This is a genomic window from Kitasatospora sp. NPDC018058 (assembly GCF_044327205.1).
In the GTDB taxonomy this organism is placed as follows: domain Bacteria; phylum Actinomycetota; class Actinomycetes; order Streptomycetales; family Streptomycetaceae; genus Kitasatospora.
The window spans coordinates 1-12209 of record NZ_JBIRFA010000051.1 but is presented as its reverse complement, the minus strand read 5'-3'; the positions used below and the strand labels follow the sequence as shown (position 1 = coordinate 12209).

Genomic DNA, 12209 nt, shown 5'->3' with positions numbered 1-12209 from the left:
GACGGTTACACGCGGTCGGCAGGATCGGGTCCAGCCGGATCGGGTGGTCGCTGACCAGTCCGGGTATCCGGCTCGTCAGCCGGCCCGGTCCGGGCCGGATCACCGACCAGCACCCTTGAGCACCGATGTCTGATCTCTCCGCCCTGAAGTCCACTCCGCGTACGCTCCCTGCCGGCGGCCCCGGTTCCGTCCACCGCCACCGGTCCGACGACCCCTTGCTGATCGGACGGGAGCGCGAACTCGACACGCTGGCCGGGCTGTTGCGGCAGGACGCCGCGCAGGGGGCCTTCGTCCTGATCCAGGGCGAGTTCCGCACCGGCAAGACCGCGCTCCTCCGGGAGGTGCTCGGGTGGGCCCGACGGAACGGGGACACCGTCGTCTCCGCGTGGGCGGACCCGTCGGAGACCGGCGCGGAATTCGGCGTCGTCTGCCAGCTCTTCGAGCCGTTGGCCCTCGGTGCCACGGACGGAGCCGAATCCCTGCTGGCCGGGCCCGCAGCGCGAGCCACGGAGGTGTTGTGCTCCGACGTGTCCGTGTCCGTGTCCGTGTCGGCGTCGGTGTCCGAGTCCGCCGACGGCCCCACCACCGCGACGCTGACCGGGCTGTACCGGCTGGTAGCCCAGCTCGCCGCCCGCGGGCGCCTCGTCATCGGCATCGACGACCTGCAGTGGGCCGATCGGGCCTCTCTGCTCTGGCTCCGGTGCCTCCTGCGCCGGGCCGGAGACCTGCCGGTGACCGTCATCGCCACCGTCGGTTCCGCGCAGGCCCCGGCTGACCGGGACGTCCTGGGTCAGCTGGCGCCGTTGTTCCGGCACCGGCTCGCCCTGACCGCCCTCGACGGCGCGGCCGTCGCCGCCGTCACCGAGGAGGTCCTCGGCGTGCCCGGGGACGCACACTTCCGCGACGCCGTCCACACCGCGACGGGCGGTAACCCGTTCCTCCTGCACGCTCTCCTTCGTACGATCAAGGCGTCCGGGAGTGGGCCCGACACCGAGGCCGCCGCGCAGATCACCCGGTTCGTGCCGGCCGACGTGGGCCGGGCCCTCCACCTGCATGTCCAGGCCGCCGGTCCGCACGCGCAGGCCGTGGCCCAGGCGGTCGCCGTCCTCGGCGGAACACCGGCCCTCGACCTGGTCGCCGGCGCGACCGGCCTGCCGGAACCGGCCGTCCAGGACGCCGTGCACGCGCTGGAGCGGGCCGGGCTGATGCGCCGGACCGGACACTCCACGGCCTTCGTCTGCCCGATGATCAGGGTCGCGCTCGCCAACGACGTCCTGCCCAGCGTGCGGCAGGAGGTGCACGTCCGCGCGGCAGAGCTGATGCTCGGCCACGGCATGCCCGCGGAACAGACGGCGGTGCACGCCCTCCAGGCGCCGCTGGGCCTCCCGTGGGTGCCCGACGTGCTGCGCCGGGCCGCCGCGGAGACGGTGCGCAAGGGCGCCGCCGACCGCGCGGTCGTGCTGCTGCGCCGCGCGCTACGCGAACCGCTCGCGGACGATGTCCGCGCAACCCTGCTGATCAGACTGGGCGAGGCCGGCCTCGCCACCAGCGTGCCGGAGGCTGCCCGCGATCTGCGGCGGGGCCTCGACCTGTCCCGCGACCCGGGGGAGCGGGCCTGCGCGGCGCGCCGCCTGGCCGGTGCGCTGTTCGCCCTCGACCGCTACCCGGACGGGCTCGACGTGCTCGAACGCACCGCCGACTCCCTGCGCGGGAGCGATGCCACCCTCGCGCTGCGCCTGGAGATCGACCTGGTCTACGCCGGTCTGCACGACGCCGCGTCGGCACCCGGCGTGTTGCCCCGCCTGATGGACCTGCGGATCTCCGACGCCGTCGGCACCCCGGCCGAGCGCCCGGTGGCGGCGCTGCTCGCCCTGCGCACGATCGTGCTCGGCGAGTCGCCGGCCGAGGCCGTGGCCCTCGCGCGGCAGGCCCTCACCCACGGGATGAATCCGGCGGACGACGACTCCTTCGTCTACTCGGGCGCCGTGCTCTTCCTCGGTACCGCCGGCGAGACCGACCAGGCACTCGGCTACGCTGACGCGGCGGTCGAAGAGGCCCGAACCCGTGGCTCCGCCTTCACCCTTGCGCACAGCCGGATCATCCGAGCCTGCGTGTACGGCCAGCTCGGCCGGGTGCTGGACTGCCAGGCGGACGCGGAGGCAGCCCTGGTGCAGCTCCGGGAGATCGGTGTCGACCCGCACCACAGCCACAGCGTCCTGGCGACGGCCGCGCTGACGGACGCGCTCGTCAAGCAGGGCCGACTCGACGAGGCGCAGTCGCTCCTGGAACGCGTCGCCCTGACCGCGGACCTGGACGGGCACTGGGTCAACGACTACGTCCATCTGGTCCGCGGTCAGCTGCGGGTGACCCAGGGACGGCCGGCGGAGGCGCTCACGGACTTCCAGGAGTGTGGCCGGCGCACCGAGGCCCGTGGCATGCGCTGCCCGTGGATCTACCCCTGGCGCTCCGAGGCCGCCCTCGCCCGGGCGGCGCTCGGCGAGCACGGGGAGGCCCGGGTGCTGGCGGCGGAGGAGTTGGCGCTCGCCCGGCGCTGGGGCGTCCCCGAGGCCGTCGGCGCGGCCCTGCGCGCGCTGGCCCTCGCCACTGGCGGCTCGCAGGGGCTCGGTCTGCTGCGCGAGGCCGTCCGGACGCTGGCGGGCACACCCGCCCGGTTCCGGCATGCGCAGGCCCTGGGCGACCTGGGCGCCCAGCTGCGCCGGGCCGGTAGGACGGCGGAGGCCCGTGAGTGCCTGAAGGAGGCGGTCACCGCGGCCCACCGGTACGGCGCCGCGCTGGTGGCCGATCGCGCCCTGGATGAACTCCGGGCCGCCGGAGACCGCCCCCGTACCCGCACGTTCCAGGGGGTGGGCGCCCTCACTCCGACCGAGCACCGGGTGGCGGGCCTGGCCGCGAAGGGGATGACCAACCGGGAGATCGCCCAGCACCTGTTCGTCGGCCTGCGCACCGTGGAGGTGCACCTGACGAACGCCTACGGCAAGCTCGGCATCGACGGGCGCCAGGGGCTGGCCGAGGCGCTGTCGGCAACCGGGATCTAGTCCCCCTCGAGTGCGGCGCGGCTGCGGGCGAGGGTGCCGAGGGCGACGGGCTCCGCGCCCGGGTCGTGCAGCCGCCGGCTCGCGGCCACGGCCTGCTCGGCCCAGTGCACGGCCTCGGCCGGGCGGCCGGCGTCCAGATGGCACTCGGCGATGTGGATCAGGGCCCCGGGCTCGAACGCGAGGATGCCCTGGGCCCGGGCCAGCGTCAGCACCTGCTCGTGTAGCGGGAGCGCGCGCTCGGGGTCGCCCATGCCGCGTACCGTGCGGCCGACCGAGTGCAGCGCGTAGAGCTCGCCGAGCGGGTCCCCGAGGGCCCGGAAGAGCGCCAGGCTCTGCTCGGCGGCGCGTCCTGCGGCCTCGGCCTCCCCGCAGGCGAGGTGCCAGATGACGCTGGAGGCCAGGGCGTTGGCCTTGGTCCAGGCGCTGCCGCAGTCGTCGGCGAGGCGGACCGTCTCGTCGTGGAGGGCGAGCGCCTCCCGGGGGCGCTGCTGCCGATTGGCGATCATGGCGCGGACGTTGGTGATCTCGGCCAGCACCGGAAGGTCCCGGCAGGCGCAGGCCTGCTCGGCGGCCCGGCCGGAGACGGTCTCGGCCTCGTCCATCTCCGCCAGTTGCATCAGGCCCCCGCCGAGCATGTAGCCGGCGCGGCCCTCGGCCCGCGTGTCCCCGTGGGCGGCGGCCAGCTGCACGGTGCGACGGCAGACGCCGATGAGCTCGCGCCACAGGAAGCCGCTCTCCAGGTAGGGGTCGAGCGCGAGCAGCAGGTCGGCGACCGTGGCATGGGCGCCGGTGATGTCGAGCGCCTGCCCCGCCAGCGCCAGCAGGTTGCCGCCCTCCTCGTTCAGCCAGTGGCGTCCGTCCGGGCGGTCGGCCATCGGCAGCCCGGGCACGGCCACCGGGGCGAGAACGTCCGGTACGGCGTGACCCGGCCGCACCGCGCGGTACGCGTTGGCAGCCGTTGCCACGGCCTGGTCGACCATCCTGAGGACGAGCGCGGCCCGCTCCTCCTCCGGGTCGAGTTGTTCGGCCCGGCCCTGGGCGAACAGCCGCAGCAGATCGTGGTACCGGTACCGGTCGGGGGCCGGGGATTCCAGCAGACCGGCGTGGACCAGGCCGTCCAGGACGTCGAGAGCGGGCTGCTCCGCCAGTTCCAGGGCCGCGGCGGCGGCCGGCAGCGACAGGTCGGCCGTCTGCGGGACGGCGAGCAGTCGGAAGGCACGCGCGGCGAGCGGAGGCAGCTGGTCATAGCTGAGCTGGAAGCACGCCTCGACGGCCAGATCGTGCAGGCTCAGCTCCGCCAGCCGCTGCCGCCGGTCGGCCAGGCGGTCGCAGACCGCCGCGAGTGGCCAGTCCTGGCGGGCGGCGCTGCGGGCGGCGATGATCCGGATGGCCAGCGGGAGGTGGCAGCAGGCGTCGAGCAGCTCGCGGGCGGCGTCGGGTTCCGCGTGGACCCGTCGCGGCCCGGCGATCCGGGCGAACAGTTCGAGCGCCTCGTCCGGTTCCAGGACGTCCAGGTCCACCTGCCGGGTGGGGGCCAGGCCGAGCAGGCTGGTCCGGCTGGTGACCAGGACGGCACCGCGCTCGGACCCCGGCAGCAGCGGGCGCAGCTGGGCGAGGTCGCGGGCGTCGTCCAGCACGACCAGGACGCGGCGCTCGGCGAGCAGCGACCGGTACATCGCCGAACGCTCGTCGATCTGTTCGGGGACGGCGCTCTCGGCCACGCCCAGGGAACGCAGGAAGTGGACCAGCACCGCGCCCGGCTCCATCGGATCGGGGCGGCCACCGCGCAGGTTGACGTACAGCTGCCCGTCGGTGAAACGGCGGCGTGCCCGCTGGGCGACATGGACGGCGAGCGCCGTCTTGCCGACGCCTCCCATACCGGCCACCGCGATGACCGTTGGAGCGACCGCAGAGGGCTCCTCCACCAGCCGCACCAGGGATTCGACCAGCTCCCGGCGCCCGGTGAACTCCGGGGCATCAGGGGGAAGTTGCGTCGGGCACGGACGGCTGGACTGCTCCTGGCCGGCACCGGGTGCGGTCGGCGCGGACAGGCCTGGGTCGCATCGCAGGATCCGCTGGTGCAGATCGCGCAGCGGAGGGGTCGGCTCGACACCCAGCTCGGCGTCCAGAGCCCGGCAGATGTCGGCGAACGCCGCCAGGGCCTCGGACCGTCGACCGCTGCGGTACAGCGCGGTCATCAGAAGGGCCGCGAGCCCTTCGTGCAGCGGGAACTCGCCCACCAGTGTGGAGAGTTCCTCCATCACCTCGGCATGCCGCCCCAGCGCCAGGTCGACGTCGAGCCGCTCGTGCACGAAGGCGAGTCGGCGCTGGGCGAGCCGCTCGCGCTGCCGCTCGGCGTGGGCACCGGGAACGCCCGCCAGCGGAACACCCGTCTGAAGCTCCAGCGCCCGGCGCAGTCTCTCGGCCGCTCCCGCGAGGTCGCCCTCGGCCCGCAGCCGGGTCGCCTCCTGTGTCAGGTGCTGGAAGACGGCGAGATCCGTAGCACCGGGCGGGAGTCGCAGGACGTACCCGCCGCCGGCCGAGAGCAGCAACCGCGGCGTGGCACGGTCCCGCTCCAGCACCGCGCGCAGGTGTGAGACGTGGTTGCGGATCGCAGCGACGGCCTGGTTCGGCGGTGCGTCGCCCCACAGTCCGTCGACCAGTTCCTCCGTCGTGACCACACATCCGTCGGCCGCCACGAGCATCGCCAGCACCGCGCCCCGCTGGGCCGGGCCGAGCGCGAGCTCCGCGCCGTCCCGCCACGCCCGTACGGGGCCCAACAGCGCTATTCGTACGTCCGTCACTGTCTTCCGTTCGTCCTTCCCGGTCATCGCCCCGGACGGGCCGGCCGCGGCGGGACGGACCAACCTAGCCGCTGGCGGGGCCCACCCCGAACAGCGCACCCGTCCGGCATGGGACAATCCATCCGAAGCCACCCGCATGAGGCACGCCCGGACCGAGGAGGAGGGGCGGGCACGGACGGCCGCGGTGACGCACCACGACGGCGTGGCGCTGATCTCCATGACCGGTACCGGACGGGGCCGGCAGGAGACGGTGCCGGTCGGAGGGCGGGGCGTGGAAGGGTTGCGGATCTCGCTGCTCGGTCCGGTACGGATCCGGTGCGGTGATCGGGACGTCGCCGCCGGATCCCCGCAGCGACAGGCCGTACTGGCGGTCCTGGCCCTGCGGGCGCGGCAGGTCGTTACGGGCGGTGAACTGGCCCGGCTGGTCTGGGAGGAGAGCGCGCCGCCCTCCGTCGGTGCGGTGGTGCGCAACCACATCTCACGCCTGCGGGCCGCGATCGGAGCCGACGGGGTCCTGGTGTCCCGGGCCGGCGGCTACGCCCTGGAGCTCGCGGACCGGGGTCTGGACGCCGCGGAGTTCGACCTGCTGGCGGACACCGCGGCTCGTCACCAGGGCCGCGGTGAGGCGGCCGCCGCTGTCGGGCGGTACCGCGAGGCGCTGGCGCTGTGGACGGGCACCGCCCTCTCCGGCGTTCCGGGCCCGTACGCCGAGCGGCAGCGCGAGCGTCTCACCGGGAGGCGTCTGACCGTTCTCGAAAACTGCCTGGAACTCGAACTCGGTCTGGGCGGGCACGCGCGGGTGGTGGAGGAGCTGACCGCGCTGTGCGCCGAGTACCCGTTGCGCGAGAGCCTGCGGGGGCTGCTGATGACCGCCCTGTACCGTACCGGCCGACAGGCGGAGGCGCTCGAGGCCTTCGCCGACGCCCGCCGTGTCCTGGCCGGCGAGCTGGGGGTCCAGCCCGGCCCCGATCTGTGGCGGTTGCAGCGGCGCATCCTGTGCGCCGATCCCGAACTCGCACCGCTTTCCACTGCCGCCGGGGCGCCTGCATCCGGGACCGCGCACGAGCCGTTGTCGAGGGCCGGGGTGGTGGTGCCGGCCCAACTCCCCGCTGGTGCGGGGGACTTCACCGGTCGTGGGGCCGAGGTCGAGCTGGTTGTGAACGCTCTCACCGGCGACATCCCGTCAGGCGCGGTGGTAGTGGCGGTCTCGGGTGTCGTGGGTGTCGGCAAGACCACCCTGGCCGTGCGGGCCGCCCGGACCATTCGCGCCGCCTTCGCCGATGGCCAGCTCTACGCGGATCTACACGGCACGCGGAGCGAACCGGGTGAGCCCGCCGGCATCCTGGCAGGCTTCCTGCGCGCGCTCGGCGTGCCCGCGCAGGCGATCCCGGAGCAGTCGGTGGAACGTGCGGAGCTCTACCGCGCCGTCCTCGCCGGGCGACGCGTCCTGGTCGTGCTCGACGGTGCCCGGGACGAGGATCAGGTGCGCCCCCTCCTGCCGGGTGGCTCCTCCTGCGCCGTACTCGTCACCAGCCGCGCCCGCCTGACCGGGCTCGGCCCGTCGCTTGCGGTTCACCTCGGCCGCTTGGCCCCGCAGGAGGCGGTGGAGTTCCTGTCCGCCGTCGCGGGCCGGTCCCGGATCGCCGCCGAGCCGGCCGCAGCCGGCGACATCGCGGCGGCCTGCGGGCATCTCCCGCTCGCGCTGCGCATCGCGGCCACCAGGCTCGTGGCCCGGCCCGCCTGGAGCATCGCCGCCTTCGCCGCCCGGCTACGGGACGAGAACCGCCGGCTGAGCGAGCTGCGCGTCGGCGATCTTGCCGTCGAGACGGAGCTCCGTCTCGGCTATCAGCGGTTGCCGGCCGAACTCGCCGACGCCTTCCTGCGGCTCGCCGTCCTGCCCGACTGCTCGCTCCGGGCGGCGGGCGCCGTACTCGGCCTGGCGGAGGACACCGTCGGCGGAATCCTGGAAAGGCTCGTTGACGCGGGGATGCTCGACCCCCCGGTCCATGGCCGCTACCGCTTCCATGACGTGATACGGCTGTTCGCTCGGGCCGGGGCCGTGGGCGCTCCCGACGAGTACCCGCGACTCGGCGGGTCCGCGCGCCCGCATGGAGGGGTCGCCGACAACGTCGCCCAGGTCATGTGAGGAATCGAGCCCTTGGCGGCAAACGCTGGCCAGGCGGCCGGTCCTCCGCCACTTGTGGGGTGCGGTACCGGCTGGGCATGACCCGAAGCTGATCGGCGAGCACAGCGACGGTGGGTGTGGTTCGTTTCGAGTGAAGCCGCCGATCGAGGTGACGGCCGGCCGGTGCGGCGGTGCACGCCGACAAGGCCGGCCTGGCGCATGAGGCGGGCTTTTGAGGGGAAAGTTCAGCTGGCCTGGCGTCAAGCGGTGCGACACCGCCAGTCGAAATTCCTCGCCAATTCGGTCACCTTTGGGGGACACCGGTTCGCGCCGCCCGTCAGCCTACCGAATGATTCGCCAACTTCAGCACTGCACATCCGGCTGGCCGGAACGGCGCAGTGATCCGTCGCTGTTGGCGTGGCCATCGGAGAACCTACCGAGGGGATGTACCGCAGCCCTGTTTCCGGCCGGGTATCGGCGCCCGCCGAAAGATTTGGGAGGGCCGACCGAAATATTCGCAGCTGAAGAGGCTCTCGGTTGACTCGCGGGTTTGGCGCTGCTGGAATTCATTCCGGAAGGCAGAACCCCGAGGCCTTCCAGAGCATTCATTTCGAACGCCTCGGACACCTCGGAGATCAAATCGCCGGGGTCGACTCCCGGGCCCTTGGACCGGGCTTGCCGTCACCGCACTCCCCCCGCGGTGACGGCAAGCCCTTCAAAACCACGCGCGCTCGCGCGAATTCCGGCAGTGCAGGCGGTGGGGGTTGTGTCCTCGGCGTCACGTTCGTGGGATGATCACCACCCTGCCCTCGCCGTTTCTCGTGAAGCGAAGGCAACAGCGGGCATCCTTACCTTCCCGGAGGACTGACCATGCCGCCGACCCTCCGTCAGGGAGTCGTGCCCCGCCTGCGCCTGGCGCTGGAGATCCTCACCGAGCAGCCCAGCGGGATGCATGTTCAGCAGCTATGGGCTCGCGTCGTCGCCGACCTCCCGCTGGAGGCGCACGAGGCGGTGCTGACGAAGTCGGGCCGGCAGACGAAGGGGGAGAACAACTGGCGTTGGTATACCTCCGACGCCGTCCTCGCAGGGCTGATATGGAAGCAGAAGGGCGTCTGGCGGATCACCAGCCTCGGGCGACACGTGCTTGCTCAGTCTGACGCTCCGGAAGACCTCCTGGAGATCACCCGGAGCGCCCTGAGCTACGCCGAGAAGCACCGCGCCGGCTATCAGTACGCCACCAAGATCCTCGAAACCGCCGTCCCACCGGGCCGGTGGGTGGCCCTTCGCCTTCGTCGCCCTGCACCCGGACGAGGAGCCGACCCGCGACCTGCTCCAGCGATGGCTCACCCGTGAGGGCCTCGCGCACACCTCCGACGACGTCCCCGCCCTCCTTCACATCCTCAACGCCCGGATCGAGGACAAGGACTTCCGTGTCGGCCCCTCCTATCTGATGCGTGAGTCCGTCTACGCCGACGGCGGCCTCGAACGCACCTGGCGCACCGCGATCCTGCCCCTCCTGGAGGAGCACCACTACGGCGACGGCACCGACATCGCCAAGCGCTACGGTCTCCCCGCGCTCCGCAAGGCCCTCGCCGCCGCCCGTCCGAGCCCCCAGGACGTCGTCGGCGAGCCCGGCACAGCGCCCGGCATCGACGCGAAATGACTGAGGCGCCGCTGCTGCTCACCGAGTTCGGTGGCTGGACCGCCGCCCGGCTCGCCCCTGCTACGGGCCGGGCGCTGGCAAATTCTGGTCTCGTGGAGACGCGGCCCGACGGGGAGGCGCCGGGCGACCCGACCCGCTGGCAGGTGCGTGCGCTCAACAAGGTCGGTGCCATGCGGATCGGTGATCTGGAGCTGAGAATCGCCCCGAAACTGCCGATCCGCCGACTGTTCTTCCTACTCGGTTACGCAGCCGACCCGAGCGGCATCAAGATCCCCACCGGCGGTCAGGTGGAGATCGGGGAGGAGGCCGACCTGCTCCCCGCCGTCGCGCATGCCTTCGAACGGCAGACGGACCAGGCCATACGGCAGGGCCTGCTCCAGGGATACCGGCACACCGAGGAGTCCACCACCGTCGTCCGCGGCCGGATCCGTGAGCCCGAGCAGCTGCGCAGGCACTTCGGCCTGGCCCTGCCAGTCGAGGTTGCCTACGACGAGTACACCCCCGACATCGCCGAGAACCAGCTCTTGCCCGCCGCCGCGCACCGGCTGCTACGACTCCCCGACATCCATGTGGACGTCCGCCGACGGTTGCTCGCCCTGCGGGGCCGCCTCGCCGGCGTAGAGGCGCTCACCGTGGGGCGCCCGCTGCCCCGCTGGCGGCCGTCGCGACTGAACACCCGCTACCACCCGGCGCTCCGCCTCGCCGAGCTGATTCTGGCCGGAGCGTCCGTCGAGCACACGGCGGGCACGGTCCGCGTCGAAGGCTTCCTGTTCGACATGAACAAGGTCTTTGAGGACTTCGTCGGCGCCGCTCTTCGTGAGGCACTGCGCGAGCGCGGCGGTCGCACCGAACTCCAGGCCAAGGGTATCCACCTCGATGAGGCGGAGACGGTACTCATGAGGCCTGACCTGCTCTGGTACGACGATGCCGACCGAGTCGTGGCCGTTGTCGACGCCAAGTACAAAGCCGAACGACCCAAGGGTTTCCCCGAGGCCGACCTCTACCAGCTTCTCGCGTACTGCGCCGCGCTACGCCTGCCCGCCGGCCACCTCATCTACGCCAAGGGCAACGCCCCGCACGCTGCCCACCGCATCCGCAACACCGGTATCCAGATCCACCAACACGCCCTTGACCTCAATCAGCCCCCGGAGACCGTGCTCGCAGACATAGCCTGCATCGCCAACGCACTCGGAGAGCCGCTTAACTGACGCAAGCTCACACGGAATGGTCCCGGCTCGTCCGCCGCCCATCGCGCATCCGCCCGCCGTCTCCGTACCCCGCAGGGAGCAAGCGTGACCGTCCTGCCCAGCGACGCCGACCTTCCCGACCGCGACGCGGTCCTCGGCCAAGCCATACCCTTTGACCGAGCCCGTTGGATCCCGCTGCTCCCGGATTCCACATGGTGGCCGGGGGCACTCGACGAGTGCCCGAAGGCAGGCCGGTGGCCTTGGGTTGACCGCCGGACCGTGCTCGGCATCGCGGCTCGGGCCGACACCGCTGAAGGCCGACGCCACCTCCTCGTCGCCGCCCTCGTCTGGGGTACCGGCACCAAGGCGCAGTCCGTCATCCGGCGCGCTCGGATCTTCGAGCACACCACAGCTGAGGAGATCGACGCCCGACTCGACGCGGCACTTGGCGTGCTACAGGAGATGGGGGCAGTGGAGGCCTACCGGGCCTTCAACAACGACCAGCGGATTCCACATCTGGGAGCTGCGTTCTTTACCAAAGTGCTCTGCTTCGCCGGGGGTGACAGCGTCAAAGGGCCATACCGGCCGATCATCCTGGACCGCGTCGTCTCCAGAGCCCTGAAGGACCATGGCGCCGTCGCCCCTAACTGGCCCGACAACGGTTGGACGACCGATCAGTACCGGCAGTACCTGGCGGCCGTCCACGCGTACGCGCACAGCCGCGGTGTTTTTCCTGATCAGATCGAGGCGGCCTTGTTCTCCAAGGGGAAACTGCTGCCCTGACAACAAGACTCCACGTATGGCACTGGATGGAGCCCTCTGCGAGTTGGCCGAGGCGGAACGCGCCCTGTGCGTACTGGTGCCAACCGTGCCGCCGCCAAGCTCCGAGCAGGCCGCCGCCGGGTGACTGTCCGACCGGCTGTTGGCCGGTTGTCGGCTGGTGGAGGGGCACACCCGTGTGGCCCGGTCCGGCTCGTCCCCGGCCGGGTTTGCCTGCGGCCCCTGTTGGGCGTAGTGTTCTCGAGCCGCTCGGCATGGAGCACCGGACACGCATCGGCGCGGACGGTCCCGGAGCGGCCAATCCCTTGAAACACCACTTCCCGGCTCGGGCCGGGTCGCGTCTGCGTTTCTCGTGTCGCGACTCGGGGCGAATTCGGCCTGCGTGTTTTATATGGGTTGTGGCCGGATTCGCTTTTCGGAGCGGAGGTCGGCTAGAGTTTGGAACGTCGGACGGGGCGTCAAGCCCTCGAAGACACCGGCGAGTTGGATGAACGAAGCCCCGGAAACGGAGCAGAAAACGTCTGATAAGCTGGAAACACGAAAGAACGAAGCGCCCGGAGGGCCCGCTGGAAGGCGGTCCGAAGGAAGCGTCCG

The 12209-nt window shown here is 72.2% G+C and carries 6 protein-coding genes and 1 pseudogene; 6 read left to right on the top strand and 1 reads right to left on the bottom strand.

Annotated elements, in window-relative coordinates:
* Positions 1-125: 125 nt before the first annotated feature.
* Positions 126-3056 carry an AAA family ATPase gene (locus ACH4E7_RS39135; RefSeq protein WP_396253968.1) on the top strand — a complete coding sequence of 977 codons (2931 nt, stop codon included), beginning with the start codon at positions 126-128 and terminating at the stop codon, positions 3054-3056.
* On the opposite strand, the gene ACH4E7_RS39130 is transcribed toward ACH4E7_RS39135, so the two are convergent.
* Positions 3053-5860: a BTAD domain-containing putative transcriptional regulator gene (locus tag ACH4E7_RS39130; protein ID WP_396253967.1), complete on the bottom strand. Its 2808-nt coding sequence runs from the start codon at positions 5858-5860 to the stop codon at positions 3053-3055. The genes ACH4E7_RS39135 and ACH4E7_RS39130 overlap by 4 nt on opposite strands.
* Before the next feature lie 136 nt (positions 5861-5996).
* Between ACH4E7_RS39130 and ACH4E7_RS39125 the strand changes: the two genes are divergently transcribed.
* The 5 genes and pseudogenes from ACH4E7_RS39125 (at position 5997) to ACH4E7_RS39105 (ending at position 11618) form a co-directional block, all read left to right on the top strand.
* Positions 5997-8006 (top strand): BTAD domain-containing putative transcriptional regulator, encoded by a 2010-nt coding sequence (locus tag ACH4E7_RS39125; protein ID WP_396253966.1) that lies wholly within the window; start codon positions 5997-5999, stop codon positions 8004-8006.
* Positions 8007-8855: 849 nt separating this feature from the next.
* The gene (locus ACH4E7_RS39120) at positions 8856-9338 is read left to right on the top strand and encodes a winged helix-turn-helix domain-containing protein (protein ID WP_396253965.1); all 483 of its coding nucleotides are present in this window, start codon (positions 8856-8858) and stop codon (positions 9336-9338) included.
* Positions 9268-9648 (top strand): annotated as a pseudogene (locus tag ACH4E7_RS39115) (hypothetical protein); the annotation flags it as partial. The gene ACH4E7_RS39120 and the pseudogene ACH4E7_RS39115, both read left to right, overlap by 71 nt.
* Positions 9645-10856, top strand: a complete 1212-nt coding sequence (locus ACH4E7_RS39110) for an McrC family protein (RefSeq protein ID WP_396253964.1) — start codon at positions 9645-9647, stop codon at positions 10854-10856. The pseudogene ACH4E7_RS39115 and the gene ACH4E7_RS39110, both read left to right, overlap by 4 nt.
* 84 nt (positions 10857-10940) lie before the next feature.
* The gene (locus tag ACH4E7_RS39105; protein ID WP_396253963.1) at positions 10941-11618 is read left to right on the top strand and encodes a hypothetical protein; all 678 of its coding nucleotides are present in this window, start codon (positions 10941-10943) and stop codon (positions 11616-11618) included.
* Positions 11619-12209: the final 591 nt, after the last annotated feature.